Annotated in this window: 15 protein-coding genes; 6 read left to right on the forward strand and 9 right to left on the reverse strand. The window is 66.3% G+C overall.

All coding sequences use genetic code 11. From position 1 onward, the window contains the following. Positions 1 to 1017 (forward strand): ABC transporter substrate-binding protein, encoded by a 1017-nt coding sequence (locus KVP70_RS26865; protein ID WP_217945474.1) that lies wholly within the window; start codon positions 1 to 3, stop codon positions 1015 to 1017. A 10-nt stretch (positions 1018 to 1027) separates the two neighbouring features. After that, positions 1028 to 3553: an ATP-binding protein gene (locus tag KVP70_RS26870; RefSeq protein WP_217945475.1), complete on the forward strand. Its 2526-nt coding sequence runs from the start codon at positions 1028 to 1030 to the stop codon at positions 3551 to 3553. 102 nt (positions 3554 to 3655) lie between these two features. Here the strand turns inward: KVP70_RS26870 and KVP70_RS26875 are convergent, their stop codons facing one another. From KVP70_RS26875 to KVP70_RS26890, 4 genes are read right to left on the reverse strand one after another with little or no spacing between them, the layout of a single operon-like run. After that, a complete protein-coding gene (locus KVP70_RS26875; protein ID WP_217945476.1) occupies positions 3656 to 4774 on the reverse strand; it encodes a sulfotransferase family protein in 1119 nt (372 codons plus the stop codon). Next, positions 4771 to 5775, reverse strand: coding sequence for a DHH family phosphoesterase (locus KVP70_RS26880; protein ID WP_217945477.1), 1005 nt, complete (start codon positions 5773 to 5775; stop codon positions 4771 to 4773). Before KVP70_RS26880 ends, KVP70_RS26875 begins: the two co-directional genes overlap by 4 nt. 7 nt (positions 5776 to 5782) lie before the next feature. Next, complete coding sequence (gene cysC, locus KVP70_RS26885; RefSeq protein WP_217945478.1) at positions 5783 to 6412, reverse strand: adenylyl-sulfate kinase; 630 nt, start codon at positions 6410 to 6412, stop codon at positions 5783 to 5785. Positions 6413 to 6428: 16 nt separating this feature from the next. Beyond that, on the reverse strand, positions 6429 to 8138 hold the full coding sequence (locus tag KVP70_RS26890; protein ID WP_217945479.1) for a methyl-accepting chemotaxis protein: 1710 nt from the start codon (positions 8136 to 8138) through the stop codon (positions 6429 to 6431). Between the two features lie 380 nt (positions 8139 to 8518). Between KVP70_RS26890 and KVP70_RS26895 the strand changes: the two genes are divergently transcribed. After that, positions 8519 to 10750 carry an NADP-dependent isocitrate dehydrogenase gene (locus tag KVP70_RS26895; protein WP_217945480.1) on the forward strand — a complete coding sequence of 744 codons (2232 nt, stop codon included), beginning with the start codon at positions 8519 to 8521 and terminating at the stop codon, positions 10748 to 10750. A gap of 55 nt (positions 10751 to 10805) precedes the next feature. On the opposite strand, the gene KVP70_RS26900 is transcribed toward KVP70_RS26895, so the two are convergent. From KVP70_RS26900 to KVP70_RS26920, 5 genes are all read right to left on the reverse strand, one after another. Next, a complete protein-coding gene (locus tag KVP70_RS26900) occupies positions 10806 to 11177 on the reverse strand; it encodes a gamma-glutamylcyclotransferase family protein (protein WP_217945481.1) in 372 nt (123 codons plus the stop codon). 17 nt (positions 11178 to 11194) lie between these two features. Then, complete coding sequence (locus tag KVP70_RS26905; RefSeq protein ID WP_217945482.1) at positions 11195 to 11653, reverse strand: hypothetical protein; 459 nt, start codon at positions 11651 to 11653, stop codon at positions 11195 to 11197. Between the two features lie 66 nt (positions 11654 to 11719). Next, positions 11720 to 12067, reverse strand: coding sequence for a GFA family protein (locus KVP70_RS26910; protein ID WP_217945483.1), 348 nt, complete (start codon positions 12065 to 12067; stop codon positions 11720 to 11722). Then, the gene (locus KVP70_RS26915) at positions 12064 to 12513 is read right to left on the reverse strand and encodes an SRPBCC family protein (protein WP_217945484.1); all 450 of its coding nucleotides are present in this window, start codon (positions 12511 to 12513) and stop codon (positions 12064 to 12066) included. The genes KVP70_RS26910 and KVP70_RS26915 overlap by 4 nt, the downstream gene beginning before the upstream one ends. Beyond that, positions 12414 to 12851, reverse strand: a complete 438-nt coding sequence (locus KVP70_RS26920; protein WP_217945485.1) for an ArsR/SmtB family transcription factor — start codon at positions 12849 to 12851, stop codon at positions 12414 to 12416. The genes KVP70_RS26915 and KVP70_RS26920 overlap by 100 nt, the downstream gene beginning before the upstream one ends. 79 nt (positions 12852 to 12930) lie before the next feature. On the opposite strand from KVP70_RS26920, the gene KVP70_RS26925 reads away from it, so the two are divergent. From KVP70_RS26925 to KVP70_RS26935, 3 genes are all read left to right on the forward strand, one after another. Next, positions 12931 to 13539, forward strand: a complete 609-nt coding sequence (locus tag KVP70_RS26925) for a TetR/AcrR family transcriptional regulator (RefSeq protein WP_217945486.1) — start codon at positions 12931 to 12933, stop codon at positions 13537 to 13539. Between the two features lie 78 nt (positions 13540 to 13617). Next, on the forward strand, positions 13618 to 14424 hold the full coding sequence (locus KVP70_RS26930) for an oxidoreductase (protein ID WP_217945487.1): 807 nt from the start codon (positions 13618 to 13620) through the stop codon (positions 14422 to 14424). A 23-nt stretch (positions 14425 to 14447) separates the two neighbouring features. After that, a complete protein-coding gene (locus KVP70_RS26935; protein ID WP_217945488.1) occupies positions 14448 to 15455 on the forward strand; it encodes an NADP-dependent oxidoreductase in 1008 nt (335 codons plus the stop codon). Positions 15456 to 15510: the final 55 nt, after the last annotated feature.

Consider the following 15510-nt stretch of genomic DNA (forward strand, 5'->3'; position numbering starts at 1 on the left):
ATGAAGCGCTACCCCTACACCGCCCTGTGGCTGCCGACGCTGGTCGTGCTGCTGGCCGCGATCGGCGCCTGGCTGCTGCTGCGGCCGGCCGCCGACCCCCTGCCGGCGCCGACCGCGCTGGTGATCGCCACCAACACCGAGTACGTGGGCGCGTGCCCGGTGCTGGCGGCCCAGGCCCAGGGCTATTTCGCCGAGCGCCGGCTGGCCGTCACGCTGCAACCCTACACCAACGGCCGCCAGGCGCTGGAGGCGGTCACCTCGAACCGGGCCGACATGGCGACGGTGGCCGACATCCCCATCATGTTCTTCGCGATGGACAACTCGCCGATCCAGGTCATCAGCACCATCTTCCGTACCGGCCGCGACCATGGCCTGGTGGCGCGGCGCGACCGCGGCATCGCCCGGCCGGCCGATCTCAAGGGCAAGCGCATCGGCGTGACGCTGGGCACCTCCGGCCACTTCACGCTGGAGGTGTTCCTCAACCGCCAGCGCCTCGACAGCCACGACGTGACGCTGGTGAACTACCCGCCCAGCGGCCTGCAGCAGGCGATCACCGACGGCGCGGTGGACGCCATCAGCGGCTGGGACCCCTTCCTGGGCGTGGCCGAGGAAAGCCTGGGCGCCAACGCCATCCGCTTCAACGGGGCCGACGTCTACGAAAGCATCTACAACATGGTGGCGCTGGCGCGCACCATCCAGCAGAACCCGCAGACCACGGTGCGGCTGCTGCAGGCGCTGGAGCGGGGCGAGCGCTTTTGCCGCGAACATCCGGCCGCCGGCGTGGCCTACTTTCCCAAGCTCTCGGCCGGCGGCGCCAGCGCCATGCTGGCCGCGTGGCCGGCCCACCACTTCGGCCTGGAGCTCGACCAGAGCCTGCTGCTGGTGCTGGAGGACCAGTCGCGCTGGGCCATCAAGGGCGGGCTGACGGCCGCGCGCGAGGTGCCCAACTTCCTCGACTACATCTATCTCGACGGGCTCAAGACCGTGAGCCCGACCGAGGTGACGATCATCTACTAGAGGCCCCCGCGTGAAAATTTCCACCCGCCTCAAGCTGGCGCAAATCATCTGCATCGTGCTGCTGGCGATCATGGCGCTGGTGTTCGCCCGCAGCACGCAGCAGATGCGGCACGAGATCGCCAAGGCGGAAGTGACCGGCGACGTGCTGCGCGGCGCGGCCGCGCTGCGCTATCTGTCGCTTGAATTCGTGCAGCACCACCAGACCCGCACCCGGGTGCAATGGCTGCAACGGCACCAGTCGCTGCAAAAGATGATCGCCGACGACGGCAGCTTCGACGGCGAGGACGAGCGGGTGCTGCTGCGCGACGTGCGCGAGCGCCAGCAATCGCTGCTGGGCCTGTTCAACGAGCTGCAGGGGCTGCAGGCGGAATTCACCCGCACGCCGGAGCGGCGCGACATCCTGCTGGAGCTGGAGGCCAGGTTGTCGGGCCTGATGATGAACCGGGCGCAGGCGATGATGTCCGACGCCGAGGACCTGGCCCGCATCAGCCGCGTCCACACGCTGGCGGCGCAGTCGGACCTGGTGAGCGCCGGCGCGGTGCTGGGCGTGCTGGTGCTGCTGGTGGTGGTCGGGGCGATGGGCCTGACCATCCGCAGCGTCAGCAAGCCGCTGGCGCGCCTGCAGCAGGCCACCAGGGTGATCGGCACGGGCAGCCTGGACGTGGTGCTGGACGCGCGCGCCGACGACGAGATCGGCAACCTGGCGCGCTCCTTCGACGGCATGGTCGAGCGGCTGCGCCAGACCACGGTGTCGCGCGATGAACTGATCCACGCCAACCTGGCGCTGCACACCGAGGTGGCGGAGCGGCAGGCGGCCGAGCGCAGGGTGGTGGCCCAGCTGGCGCGCATGAGTTTGCTGCACCAGATCACCCGCTCGATCGGCGAGCGGCAGGACTTGCCCAGCATCTTCCAGGTGGTGATCCGCTGCCTGGAGGACCAGCTGCCGATCGCCTTCGGCGCCATCTGCCTGTACGACGGCGCCCGGCTGACGGTCAGCTGCGTCGGCATGCAGAGCTATCGCTTGTCCGAGGCGATGGCGATGGGCGAGGCGGCGCGCATCGAGATCGACGAGAACGGCCTGTCGCGCTGCGTGCGCGGGCAGCTGGTGTACGAGCCGGACATCCGCGCGGTCGAGTTTCCCTTCCCCCGGCGGCTGGCCAAGGCGGGCATGTGCTCGCTGGTGCTGGCGCCGCTGCTGGCCGAAAGCACCGTGTTCGGCGTGCTGATCGTGGCGCGCGCCGAGGCCGACGCCTTTTCCAGCACCGATTGCGAATTCCTGCGCCAGCTCAGCGAGCACGTGGCGCTGGCCGCCAACCAGGCCAGGCTGTACGGCGCGCTGCAGCAGGCCTACGACGACCTGCACCAGAGCCAGGTGCAGGTGACCAAGCAGGAACGGCTGCGCGCGCTGGGGCAGATGGCCAGCGGCATCGCGCACGACATCAACAACGCCATCTCGCCGATCGGCCTGTACGCCGAGGCGCTGCTGGAGACCGAGCGCGGCCTGAGCGAAAACGGCCGCGCCTGCCTGCAGGTGATCGAGCGCGCCATCGACGACGTCGCCTCGACCGTGGCGCGCATGCGCGAGTTCTACCGCCAGCGCGAGCCGCAGCTGACCCACAGCACCGTCAACGTCAACCTGATGCTGCAGCACGTGGTCGACCTGACCCGCGCGCGCTGGTCGGACATGCCGCAGCAGCGCGGCATCGTGATCGAGATGCGCCAGGAGCTGGGGGTGGAGCTGCCGGCCATCCTCGGGGTCGAAGGCGAGATCCGCGAAGCCTTGACCAACCTGATCTTCAACGCCGTCGACGCCATGCCGGAAGGCGGCGCCGTCACCTTGCGCACCCGCCACGTCGAGCGGCTCGACGACGGCTCCGGCCCGTATGTGCTGGTGGAGGTGGCCGACAGCGGCACCGGCATGGACGAGGCGACCCAGCGGCGCTGCCTGGAACCGTTCTTCACCACCAAGGGCGAGCGCGGCACCGGCCTCGGCCTGGCGACGGTGTATGGCATGATCGGGCGGCACTCGGCCAGCATCGCCATCGAGTCCGCGCTGAACCACGGCACCGCGGTCAAGATGTATTTCCCGGTGGCGCCGGCGTTGGTGGGCGGCTCGGCGCCGCTGCTGGCGCAGGAGGCCGGGCCGGGCCTGCGCATCCTGGTGGTGGACGACGACCCCACGGTGCTGGCGTCGCTGGAGAATATCCTCTGCCTGGACGGCCACCAGGTCACCAGGGCGGACGGCGGCCAGGCCGGCATCGACCTGTTCTGCGCGGCCGAGCAGGCGGGTCAGCCGTTCGCGGTGGTGATCACCGACCTCGGCATGCCGTATGTCGACGGCCGCAAGGTGGCCGAGACGGTCAAGCGGGTGGCCCCGGCCACGCCGGTGGTGTTGCTGACCGGCTGGGGCCAGCGCCTGATCCCGGACAGCGGCGAGGCGCCGGTCAACGTCGACCAGGTGCTGAGCAAGCCGCCCAAGATGCGGGACCTGCGGCTGGCACTGGCCAAGTGCGCCGAACAGCTGGCGCAGGCTTGAGCGGTTTGAAATACCCGTCGTTCCCGCGCAGGCGGGAACCCATACGCCGCATGGATACCCGCCTGCGCGGGAATGACGAACTGGCGGTTATTCGCGGCCGGCTCAATCGGCCGGCGCGAACGCGGCCGGGTCGAGCTGGTCGAGCGTGACGAGCTGGCCGCTGCCGGGCCGAGACTGCTGCCCCTGCAGGCGCGCGCGCAGCCGCTCCAGGTAGTCGGCGCGGCTGCGGCGCAGCGCGTAGTCGCGGAAATTGCTGTGCTCCAGATCGCGCCAGGCCTGTTCGCGGCCGCTGCCGGAGCGGGCCAGCGCCTGTTCGAACAGCGCCGGCTGCATGGGCGCGTCGCCGGCCGCCAGGCGGGTGTAGCCGTAGCGGTCCATATAATCGCCGGTCAGCGTTTCGATGAGGTTGATCTCGTCCAGGCTCAACTGCTGCTTGAACTTGTCGATGTTGGCGGCGATCGGCGGATAGCAGTTGGACGACCACAGCGCCGACATCTGCGACAGCTGGCGCGCCTCGCGCGAGGCGGCGCCGTCGAGCATCTGCGGCAGGAAGTCTATGCCCATGAACATGCAGACCGACTCCAGCGTGGCCTGCTGCCGCGACAGGAAGTCCTCGTAGCGTATCGTCAGCACACGGTCGGGCCATTGCTGCATCACACGGTCGGCCGCCTGGTGCGCGGCCAGCCAGGTGCGGGCGTTGAGGCGGGTGTCGAAATCGTGGATGATGGCGCGGTTCATCGACGCCACCTGGGCGCGCGGATCGCGCACCACGTTCACGAACAGCATGTCGGGATACAGCGTCATCAGCTCCTGCGCGTAGTGCACGCTGTCGAGCGACTTGTCCATCACCACCTGCGCGCCGCGCTGCTCGCCGGCGCGCAGCAGCAGCTCCCACACCACCCGGTGCACGCTGCGCGGCTGGCCGCGCAGGGTTTCGAAGATTTCCACCGGATCGAACACCAGCTCCGGCCACTTGACCATGCTGACCGCCTGCAGGCCCACCACGTCGACCACCAGGTTGAAGTAGGCGCGGTCGTCGCGCAGGTCGCCGTACAGCGGCAGCAGCGGCACCAGGTCGACGATGTGCAGCGGGTAGGGCGAGTAGAACTGCGGCGACATATTGAGCCGCAGCCGCAGCGCATGGCTGCCGCAGCGGCGCAGCGGTATCATCATCACGGGACGCGGACGCCGGGCGCCGCTGTTGCTAAGCAGATCGTTCATGCGGTTTCTTCCTTGGTAAGCTGGCCGGCGGGCGGCGCGGTGTAATAGCGGCGGAAGCTGTCCATGAAGCGGTCCAGTTCCGCCGCCGGCAGGCGGTTGATGCCGGCGGCGCCCTTGCGGCCGCCGCCGGTGTCGAATTGCTGGCAAAAGCCGTTGGCGCTGTGCGTGAGCGGCGCGCCGGAGCGCACGCTGACCAGGTAGGAACCGTCGTCGCGCTCGTTGAGCACGGCGAACGAGGCGCCGTGGTGCTGGGCCGCCAGGCGGTTGGCCAGCACGCCGCTGACCCGTCGCGCCCAGGCGCTGGCGGGCAGGATGTAGACCGCGCCGGCGCCCAGCTCGGCGTGCGGGCGCAAGCCCTGCAGGCGCGCGCAATCGTCGCGGTAGCCGGCGCACAGGGCGCGGTAGAGCTCGCTGTCGGCGATGAAGCCGAACGGCTGTTCGTGGCCGGCCAGCGCGCGGTACAGCGCGGCCGGGGCGACGTGCAGGTCCTGCACGGATTCGCCGTAGGCGTTGTAGTTGAACACCTGGCCCAGCTGCGCCAGCGCCTCGACCGCAGCGCTGTCGAGGCCGCTGCGGCGGGCCAGCCGGCAGGCCGCCTCGGCCAGGTTGTCGCCGAACGCCGCCGCCACCGCCCACGGCCGGTGGCGCCCTTGCAGGTGGCGGTCCACCAGGATGCTGGTGCAGACGTCGGGGGCGTCGTCGCAATGCAGGCGCAGGCGCGGATGGTCGAAGGCGCGGTCGGCCGAGTGGTGGTCGAAATAGTCGACCTCGGCGCCGCCGTCGAGCAGGCGTTGCAGCGCCGCGCTGTTGCTGTCGAGCGAGATATCGAGCACCAGCACTTGGCCGCGGCAGCCGTCCGGCACGCGCCGCAACAGCTCGACCTCGCGTTTGACGCCGGTCACCAGTTCGGCCTGCAGCGGCGTGTGCAGGCGCATCTGGTGCAGCGCGAAGATGCCGTCGGCGTCGCCGTTGAAGACGTCGTAGTGGTGCGCGGCGCTCATGGCGGCCTCAGAGGAAGCGGCGCGACAGCTGCTGGTACAGCCGCTCGCAGCAGGCGTCCAGCGGCAGCGCGCCGGTGTCGAGCTTGAGCGCCGGCTCCAGCGGCGCCTCGTAGGGCGCCGAGATGCCGGTGAACTGCGGGATCAGCCCGGCGCGGGCCTTCTGGTACAGTCCCTTGGGGTCGCGCGCCTCGCACACCTCGGCCGAGGTGCTGACATGGGTTTCGAGGAAGTTGTCGGCGCCGATGATCTGGCGCGCCATCTCGCGGTCCTGGCGCAGCGGCGAGATGAAGGCGCAGATCACGAACAGGCCGGCGTCGTTCATGATGCGCGCCACTTCGGCGCTGCGGCGGATGTTTTCCTGGCGGTCGGCGGGCGAGAAGCCGAGGTCGCGGTTCAGGTGGTGGCGCAGGTTGTCGCCGTCGAGCACGTAGGCCATGTGGCCGGCGCCGACCAGCCGGCCCTCCAGCGCCGAGGCCAGGGTCGACTTGCCCGCGCCGCTGAGGCCGGTGAGCCAGACGGTGGCCGCCCGTTGCCCGGCCTGGCGGCTGCGCAGCTCGGCGCTGACCTGGCTGCCGTGCCAGAATATATTTGGCGCGCCCTGCAGTCCGATGTCTTCGATTTTATCCAGCTTGCCCATCTCGCTATCCTCCGGTTTAGAACTCTTCCCATTCCTGCGCATCGGCCTTGGCCGCGCCGCGCGCGCGCACGGCCGTGGTCAGGGCCGGGGCGCGCGGCGTCTTGGCCGGCACCACCACCGCCACCCGCTGCAGCGCCGGCCGCGCCGCGCCCGCCTTGGCCTCGGTGCGGAACACGCTGACCAGGTCGTTGAGACTGTTGACCTGGTCCTGCATGGCGTGCGCGGCGGCGGCCGCTTCCTCCACCAGCGCGGCGTTTTGCTGGGTCACGTCGTCCATCTGGGTGACCGCCGTGTTGATCTGCTCGATGCCCGACGATTGCTCCTGGCTGGCCAGCATGATCTCGGACATGATGTCGGTCACCCGCTTGACGCTGGAGACCACGTCGTGCATGGTCGATCCGGCCTGTTCGACCAGGCGGTTGCCGGCCTGGACCTTGTCGACCGAGTCGCCGATCAAGTCCTTGATTTCCTTGGCCGCCGCCGCCGAGCGCTGGGCCAGGTTGCGCACCTCGGTGGCCACCACCGCGAAGCCGCGCCCCTGTTCGCCGGCGCGCGCCGCTTCCACGGCGGCGTTCAGCGCCAGGATGTTGGTCTGGAAGGCGATGCCGTCGATGACGGCGATGATGTCGACGATCTTGCGCGCCGAGACGTCGATGGCGGCCATGGTGTCGACCACCTGCGCCACCACCGCGCCGCCCTTGGCGGCGACGTCGGAGGCCGATTCGGCCAGGCCGTTCGCCTGGCGCGCATGGTCGGTGTTCAGGCGCACGGTGCTGGTGAGCTCCTCCATCGACGAGGCGGTCTCCTCCAGCGTGCTGGCCTGCTGCTCGGTGCGCGAGGACAGGTCGAGGTTGCCGGAGGCGATCTGGCCGGCGGCGGCGGCGATGGTCTCGGTGCTGGCGTGCACCTGGTTGACGATGCGGGCCAGGCTGTCGCGCATGGTGCGCATGGCGAACAGCAGGCTGCGCTGGTCGCCGGCCTTGGGATCGATGCGCACCGTCAGGTTGCCGGCGGCGATCTGGCCGGCGATCTCGGCCGCTTCGCCCGGTTCGCAGCCCAGCTCGCGGGTGACGCCGCGGGTGATCAGCCAGGCCGCCGCCACGCTGGTGAGCAGGGCCAGCGAGCCGATGATCAGCATCACGGTGCGGGCCTGGGCGTAGGCCACCTCGGCCGCGTCGGACGCTTCGACGTTCTGCTTTTCCTCGATCGCGATCAGCTTGCGCAGCAATTCCCACCAGCGCTTCTGCACCGGCCGGAATTCATAGCGCAGTACTTTATAGGCGTCGTCCTGTTTTTGCTCCAGCGCCAGCGCGGCGGCGCGCTCGATGAACGGTGTCGCCAGCTCCGCCTGCTTGCGGATTTGATCGAGCAACTCTTTTTCCTCGACCGAGGTGCCGGCCAGCGTCGCGAACATCTGCCCCAGCTTGTCCTGGGCGGCGGCGTATTTTTTCTGCTGCTCGGCGATGCGGTTGACCTCGATCTGGATTTCCTTGTCTTCCTTGAGCAGGATCAGGTTGCGCGTGGCCAAGGCGCGTTCGGTCACGGTCAGGTCCATGGTCTGGGCCAGTTTGGTCTCGACGTCGTTGACCTTGGTGATTTCGTCCAGCCGTCCCTGGATCTGCCGCATGCTGGTCAGGGCCAGCGCGATGATTACCAATAGAAACACAGCGCCCAGGCCAAACCCCAGTCCCAGCCGGTTCGCCACGGTCCAATTCTGAAATTTCATATTGCCTCCTTAAGGCCTTATTTGCATTCCAAATATCCAAATGAGCATTTGGCAGAACGTTTCCACGATCTTAGTGGTCTGATGAGGCTAGCAAACTCTCACATAATCACTTTCAACACTGGTGCAACAATGAAATATGCATTGCTTGAGGCGGTTGAAACTTTTAGTTGTTAAAGTTATGCATTGCGGCAACTTAAGTGGATGTTCTTTTTATATTTATTGGAAGCAAAGACCCTCTACGCAGAATCCGCCTCTGGGCATCGGCCGCCAACAGGGCTAAAATGCAGCTTGGTGCCGTTGCCAGATTACGACACACCATCTTGCAATCTGGAACGGAGGAATTCAATCGGCGGGTATCGCCCGCATGACATGGAATGAACATGGCAACACAGAAAACTAAAATCATCTACACGCTGACCGATGAAGCGCCTATGCTGGCGACCTATTCGCTGCTGCCTATTATCAAGAAGTTCGCTGCATCGGCTGGCGTGGACGTGGTCTCCAGCGATATTTCGGTGGCGGCACGGGTGCTGGCCGAATTTCCCGAATTCCTGAGCGACGAGCAGAAGGTCCCGAACACCCTGGCCGAGCTGGGCGCACTGACCCAACTGGCCGACACCAACATCATCAAGCTGCCCAACATCAGCGCCTCGGTCGGCCAGCTGGCCACCTGCGTGCGCGAACTGCAAGCGCGCGGCTACAAGCTGCCGGACTATCCGGAAGACGCCAAGACCGACGCCGACAAGGCCCTCAAGGCCCGCTACGGCAAGTGCATCGGCAGCTCGGTCAACCCGGTGCTGCGCGAAGGTAACTCCGACCGCCGCGCGCCGAAGGCCGTCAAGGAATTCGCCCGCAAGCACCCGCATTCGATGGGCGAGTGGAGCCAGGCTTCGCGCACCCACGTGTCGCATATGCACCATGGCGACTTCTACCACGGCGAAAAATCGCTGACCCTGGGCCAGGCGCGTGATGTCAAGATGGAACTGATCACCGCGTCGGGCAAGACCATCGTGCTCAAGCCGAAGGTCGCGCTGCAGGCCGGCGAAATCATCGACAGCATGTTCATGAGCAAAAAGGCCTTGCTGGAGTTCTACGAGAAGGAAATCGACGACGCCTTCAAGACCGGCGTGATGTTCTCGCTGCACGTCAAGGCCACGATGATGAAGGTGTCGCACCCGATCGTGTTCGGCCACTGCGTGCGCATCTTCTACAAGGACGCGTTCGCCAAGCACCAGGCGCTGTTCGATGAACTGGGCGTCAACGTCAACAACGGCATGGCCAACCTGTACGAGAAGATCGAGAAGCTACCGACCTCGCAGAAGGAAGAGATCCTCAAGGACCTGCACGCCTGCCACGCCAACCGTCCGGAACTGGCCATGGTCGACTCGGCCAAGGGCATCACCAACTTCCACTCGCCGAACGACATCATCGTCGACGCCTCGATGCCGGCCATGATACGCATCGGCGGCAAGATGTGGGGCGCCGATGGCCGTCCGAAGGACGTCAAGGCGGTAATGCCGGAATCGACCTTCGCCCGCATCTACCAGGAAATGATCGGCTTCTGCAAATGGCATGGCAACTTCGATCCCAAGACCATGGGCACCGTGCCCAACGTCGGCCTGATGGCCCAGCAAGCCGAGGAATACGGCTCGCACGACAAGACTTTCGAAGTGTCGGAAGCCGGCGTCGCCAACATCACCGACCTGGCCACCGGCGAAGTGCTGCTGACCCAGAACGTGGAAGAGGGCGATATCTGGCGCATGTGCCAGGTCAAGGACGCGCCGATCCGCGACTGGGTCAAGCTGGCCGTCACCCGCGCCCGCAACTCCGGCATGCCTGCCGTGTTCTGGCTGGACAGCTATCGTCCGCACGAGAACGAAGTGATCAAGAAGGTGCAAACCTACCTGAAGGACCACGACACCAAGGGCCTGGAAATCCAGATCATGTCGCAGACCCGCGCCATGCGCTACACGCTGGAGCGCGCCTTCCGCGGCCTGGACACCATCTCGGTGACCGGCAACATCCTGCGCGACTACCTGACCGACCTGTTCCCGATCCTGGAACTGGGCACCAGCGCCAAGATGCTGTCCATCGTTCCGCTGATGGCCGGCGGCGGCATGTACGAAACCGGCGCCGGCGGCTCGGCGCCCAAGCACGTCAAGCAGCTGGTGGAGGAAAACCACCTGCGCTGGGATTCGCTGGGCGAGTTCCTGGCGCTGGCGGTGTCGCTGGAAGACCTGGGCATCAAGACCGGCAACGCCAAGGCCAAGCTGTTGGCCAAGACGCTGGACGAAGCCACCGGCAAGCTGCTGGACAACAACAAGTCGCCATCGACCCGCACCGGCGAGCTGGACAACCGCGGCAGCCACTTCTACCTGTCGCTGTACTGGTCGCAGGCGCTGGCGGCCCAGACCGACGACGCTGAACTGCAAGCCTACTTCGCGCCACTGGCGAAAACGCTGGCGGCCAACGAAGCCAAGATCGTCGAAGAGATGAACTCGGTGCAGGGCAAGGCGATGGATATCGGCGGCTACTACTACCCTGATCCGGCCAAGACCGAAGCGGTCATGCGTCCAAGCGCCACCTTCAACGCGGCCATTGCAGCGATCTGAAGCTAGCGTAGCGCAGTAAAGCAGAAGGGCAGCCGATTATACGGCTGCCCTTTTTTCATGTCGGCGTATCCCTCGCGTCCACATAAGCCCAGGCGACGGTGCCCGAGGCCAGCGCCACGCTTTGGCGGCGGTAGGCAGCCACCTCGTAGCGGTCGGAATCGCGCAGCTCATCTGCCGTCACCGCCAGCACCGCGCCGGCGACCTGGTCGTCCGGCGAGCCGGTGCGGGAAACGATGGGATGATGCGTCTTGCCGCTGGTCGCGACCACGGCCGGGTCGGCTATCGCCACCGCCGACAGGCGATAGCCCGGCAGGCTGTCCTGCCGGCCGGACAGCAGGCGGCCAAACGTCGCCATCTGCACCTCCGGCTGTTGCAGCGTGCCGTAGGAGAACAGCACTTCAGTTGCATCGGTAGAGCGTGATTCCATCTGCATTCCTTGTCGGTTCAGAGTGTTGCCTTGCGGGTGGCCCACACAATCGGCAGGCCGAACAAAAACATATGGGAAGCCAGGTCCAGCACCGTCGACAGCGACTGGAACGTGACCGGGCGGGGGAAGGCCGACAAGGGCAACACCACCAGCCGCATCGCCAGGAACACCAGCATGCCGAACAGCACCGCCGACAACAGCGGCTTGGCCAGCAAGGCCGGCGCCTGGCGTGCCGCCAGCAGGAACAGGCCCATCCACATGAAGCTGAGGGCGAAGTGGCTCAGCAAGCCCACCGCAGCCGTCGCGGCGCCGCCGCTGAAGGCCGCGCTGCCCAGCAGGCCGCTGGCGACGATCTGCAGCAGGCGCTCCGGCGTCAGGCCGTTGTAGACGGCGAAGGAAATCGCAAACGTGATGTCGAGCGCGCCGGCCACGGCGCCCCCGACCAGTACGGCAAACGGAATCGACCAGCGCTTCATGCCTCAGCCTCCTGTGGTTTTTGCATCATCTTATCGTAAAAGCAAATCGCCAGGAGGTCGAGCGCATCAGATCGACCGGCCGTCGTAGTGATTGACGGGGATGGCGTCCAGGTCTATCCCTTCGATGCAACGCAGATTGATCGCCGCCACCGGGTCGCCGTTGGGCGCCGTGCCTTCGCTGTAGGGCGAGATGCCGCACACCGGGCAGAAACGGTGTTTGATCACATGCTTGTTGAACAGATAGGTGCTGGCGTTGTCGTCCGGCGTCAGCAGGCGCATGTCCGGGCGCGGCACGAACCACATCAAGGTGCCCTTGCGCTGGCACATCGAGCAGTTGCAGGACAGCGCCGAGGCGATCTCGCCTTCGGCTTCGAATTTCACTCTGCCGCAATGGCAGCTTCCCTGGTATTTCATCGCGAACCTCCTGAAAAGTAACGATCAAGACTGCTGAAGAAAAGAGCCCAGCCCCGTTCATGGTTGATGCGGGCCTGCTCGTCGACGAAGCGGTCGTGCACGAAGCGCAGCTCCGTGCCTTCCGCCACCGGCGTCAAGTCGATGCTGACGCGCGACTGCCGTTCCGGCGTGCTGTGCCAGGCCCAGGTAAAGACCAGCCGCGTAAAAGGCGCCACTTCCTGATAGACGCCGGTTAATTGGTTCAAGCCGCCGTCCGGGCCGGCGAAGGCCAGGTGGTATTGACCGCCGACGCGCAGGTCGATCTCCGCCTTGGTCAGCGAGGCCGCGCCAGGGCCGAACCACTGGCTCAGCGCTTGCGGGTCGGTCCAGGCGCGCCAGACTTTTTCGGGGCCGACGGGGTAGATACGTCGGAGACTGACTTGGGCGGGCTGTTCGGTGGTTGGCATGATGCGATTTCCTCCTGATGGTAGAGATAGCGTCCCAGTGCATCGAGCTGCTCGGTCCAGAAACGCTGGTAGTGGGCGATCCACACGGCGGCCTCCTGCATCGGCGCGGCATGCAGTTCGCAGCGCACCACGCGTCCTTCCTTCGAGCGGGCGATCAGCCCGGCCGTCTCCAGCACGGCCAGGTGTTTCATGAAGCCGGGCAGCGACATCTCATATTGCTGCGCCAGCTCGGTGACGGTGCAACTGCCGTCGCCCAGCTGCGCCAGCACGCCGCGCCGCGTGGCATCGGACAATGCCGCGAAGACCAGGTCCAGCTGGGGATCTTTATAGTTAACCATAAGGTATAGTATTGGCGAAGGCGCTGGCCTTGTCAAGCCGGTTTTAAACGGCCGCGTGCACGATGGAAAAAACTAGGATATGATAACCGTCATGGAATCGAAATCTGGAAAACGCGCGGCGCCCAGCCGCAAGGAAGCCACCCACGAACGTATCGTGGAAGTGGCTGCGCGCGCCATCCGCCGCAGCGGCTACGGCGGCACCGGCGTCGCCGACATCATGAAAGAGGCCGGCCTGACGCACGGCGGCTTCTACGCGCACTTCGAATCGCGCGACGCCTTGCTGGCCGAGGCCGGCGACCGCGCGGGCGCCGAGTCGGTCGCGCTGGCGGCGCGGGTGGCGGCGTCCGCGCCGCCGGGACAGGCCCTGCAGGCCATGATGCAGGCCTACCTGTCGCAACAGCATATCGACGCCATCGAGACCGGTTGCCCGGTCTCCGCGCTGGGATCGGAAATGCCGCGCCAGGCGCCGGAGGTGCGGCGCGCCGCGACCATCCATATCAAGGAAATGATCGATCTGTTCGCCCGCCAGCTACCCGATTGGGGCCAGCCGCAGGCGCATGAGCGGGCGATGGCGATGGTCTGCGCCCTGATCGGCACCACCATGGTGGCGCGCGCGGTTGACGATCCCAAGCTGTCGGCGGCACTGTGCGCGGCGACCCTGAAACAACTCACCCCGGCGACCGCCTGAGGCCAGGGCGGGCGTTTTTTTGCACTAAAATATGATGATCGTCATATTCTTGTTGACTGTCACTAGAAAGGAAATACCATGAACGGCAAGATTGCATTGGTCACCGGCGCCTCGTCCGGCATAGGGGCCGCCACGGCAAAGACGCTGGTCGAGGCGGGTTTCAAGGTGTACGGCACCAGCCGCCGCGGCGCCCAGGCCGGGCAGCAGCGCTGCGAGATGCTGTCGCTGGATGTGACCAGCGATGCCTCGGTGTCGGCGGCCGTTGGCGAGGTGATGCGGCGCGAAGGGCGCATCGATCTGCTGGTGAACAACGCCGGCGTCGGCGTCGCCCCGGGCGGCGCGGAGGAGAGTTCGATCGAACAGGCCCAGTCCATCTTCGACACCAACTTCTTCGGCATGGTGCGCATGACCCGCGCCGTGCTGCCGCATATGCGGGCGCAGGGCGCCGGCCGCATCATCAACATTGGCTCGGTGCTGGGCTTCCTGCCGATGCCCTATGGCGCGCTGTACGCCGCCACCAAGCACGCGGTCGAAGGCTACACTGAATCGCTGGACCACGAATTGCGCAACTGGGGCATCCATGCCGTGGTCATCGAGCCGGCCTACACCAGCACGCCGTTCGACGCCAATATGCTGGCGCCGGACGCCCAGCTCGATACCTACCGCGACGTGCGCGCCGTCGTGACCCGGCGCGTCCAGGAAGTGATGGCGGTGGCGGAGGGCCCGGAGGTGGTGGCGGCGACGGTGTTGAAAGCGGCCCTGGCCCGGAAACCGAAACTGCACTACACCTCCGGCGGCCTGGCCAAGCGCCTGCGCCTGCTGCGCACCTTCGCACCGGCCGGCGTGATGGACGCGGGCATGCGCAAGGATTTGCGGCTGGTATAACAACTCGACGAAAAAAGACAATCATGAAAGCACTCATCCTGAAAAGCTACAGCAAGACCGGCCAGCTTGAATTCGCCGATATTGCCCGTCCCAGCATCAAGCCGGACGAGATCCTGGTGCAGGTCCACGCGGCCGGCCTCAATCCCGTCGATTACAAGATCCCGAAAGGCGATTTCAAGCCCATCCTGAAACTCCGGCTGCCGGCCACCATGGGCAGCGACCTGGCCGGCATCGTGGTGGAGGCCGGCAGCCGCGTGAGCCGTTTCAAGGTGGGCGACGCGGTGTACGCCAGCACCTTCGACCTGGGTTCCGGCTCGCTGGCCGAATTTGCCGCCGTGCCCGAATCGGCCGCCGCGCTGAAACCGGCAAACCTCAGCTTCGTGCAGGCCGCCGCGATCCCGATGGTCGGGCTGACGTCGTGGCAAGCGCTCAATGAGCGCCTGAAGATCAAGCCTGGCCAGAAGGTGTTCATCCCGGCCGGCTCCGGCGGCATCGGCACGTTCGCGATCCAGCTGGCCAAGCACCTCGGCGCCTGCGTGGGCACGACCACCAGCACCGGCAACGTCGAACTGGTGCGCAGCCTCGGCGCCGACCAGGTGATCGACTACACCAAACAGGAATTCGAACAAGTGCTGAAAGGCTACGACGCGGTGCTGGGCACGACGAGTGCAGACGGTCTTGAAAAGGCGATCCGCATCCTGAAGCCTTCGAGCACGGTGGTTTCGCTGGTCGGCCCGCCGGACGCTGCCTTCGCCCGGGGGCGCGGCATGAACTTCCTGATGACCTTCGTGTTCGGCCTGTTGAGCCGCAAGATCATCCGCCTCGCGGCCAGGTATCGATCCAGCTACTCATTCCTGTTCGTGCGCCCGGACGGCCAGCAGCTCAAGGAGATCGCCAGGCTGATCGAGACGTCGCACATCCGTCCGGTGATCGACACGGTGGTCCCGTTCACCCAGGCCAAGGACGCCCTGGCGTATCTGGAAAAGGGCCGCGCCAAGGGCAAGGTCGTGGTGCAGCTGGTGGACGGCTGAGCTGCGGCGCAGGTCAATGGAAATGCTTCCAAGCAACTTTCTAGCATGGCTCTGT

The sequence above is a fragment of the Duganella violaceipulchra genome (genome assembly GCF_019166075.1).
Classification (GTDB): domain Bacteria; phylum Pseudomonadota; class Gammaproteobacteria; order Burkholderiales; family Burkholderiaceae_D; genus Rugamonas; species Rugamonas violaceipulchra.

What these genes read in the sequence shown, in the direction of transcription:
- KVP70_RS26865 (WP_217945474.1), top strand. Translation starts at nt 1, where the DNA reads ATGAAGCGCTACCCCTACACCGCCCTGTGGCTGCCGACGCTGGTCGTG.
- KVP70_RS26875 (WP_217945476.1), bottom strand. Translation starts at nt 4,774, where the DNA reads ATGAACGATCTGCTTAGCAACAGCGGCGCCCGGCGTCCGCGTCCCGTG.
- KVP70_RS26880 (WP_217945477.1), bottom strand. Translation starts at nt 5,775, where the DNA reads ATGAGCGCCGCGCACCACTACGACGTCTTCAACGGCGACGCCGACGGC.
- cysC (WP_217945478.1), bottom strand. Translation starts at nt 6,412, where the DNA reads ATGGGCAAGCTGGATAAAATCGAAGACATCGGACTGCAGGGCGCGCCA.
- KVP70_RS26890 (WP_217945479.1), bottom strand. Translation starts at nt 8,138, where the DNA reads ATGAAATTTCAGAATTGGACCGTGGCGAACCGGCTGGGACTGGGGTTT.
- KVP70_RS26895 (WP_217945480.1), top strand. Translation starts at nt 8,519, where the DNA reads ATGGCAACACAGAAAACTAAAATCATCTACACGCTGACCGATGAAGCG.
- KVP70_RS26900 (WP_217945481.1), bottom strand. Translation starts at nt 11,177, where the DNA reads ATGGAATCACGCTCTACCGATGCAACTGAAGTGCTGTTCTCCTACGGC.
- KVP70_RS26905 (WP_217945482.1), bottom strand. Translation starts at nt 11,653, where the DNA reads ATGAAGCGCTGGTCGATTCCGTTTGCCGTACTGGTCGGGGGCGCCGTG.
- KVP70_RS26910 (WP_217945483.1), bottom strand. Translation starts at nt 12,067, where the DNA reads ATGAAATACCAGGGAAGCTGCCATTGCGGCAGAGTGAAATTCGAAGCC.
- KVP70_RS26915 (WP_217945484.1), bottom strand. Translation starts at nt 12,513, where the DNA reads ATGCCAACCACCGAACAGCCCGCCCAAGTCAGTCTCCGACGTATCTAC.
- KVP70_RS26920 (WP_217945485.1), bottom strand. Translation starts at nt 12,851, where the DNA reads ATGGTTAACTATAAAGATCCCCAGCTGGACCTGGTCTTCGCGGCATTG.
- KVP70_RS26925 (WP_217945486.1), top strand. Translation starts at nt 12,931, where the DNA reads ATGATAACCGTCATGGAATCGAAATCTGGAAAACGCGCGGCGCCCAGC.
- KVP70_RS26930 (WP_217945487.1), top strand. Translation starts at nt 13,618, where the DNA reads ATGAACGGCAAGATTGCATTGGTCACCGGCGCCTCGTCCGGCATAGGG.
- KVP70_RS26935 (WP_217945488.1), top strand. Translation starts at nt 14,448, where the DNA reads ATGAAAGCACTCATCCTGAAAAGCTACAGCAAGACCGGCCAGCTTGAA.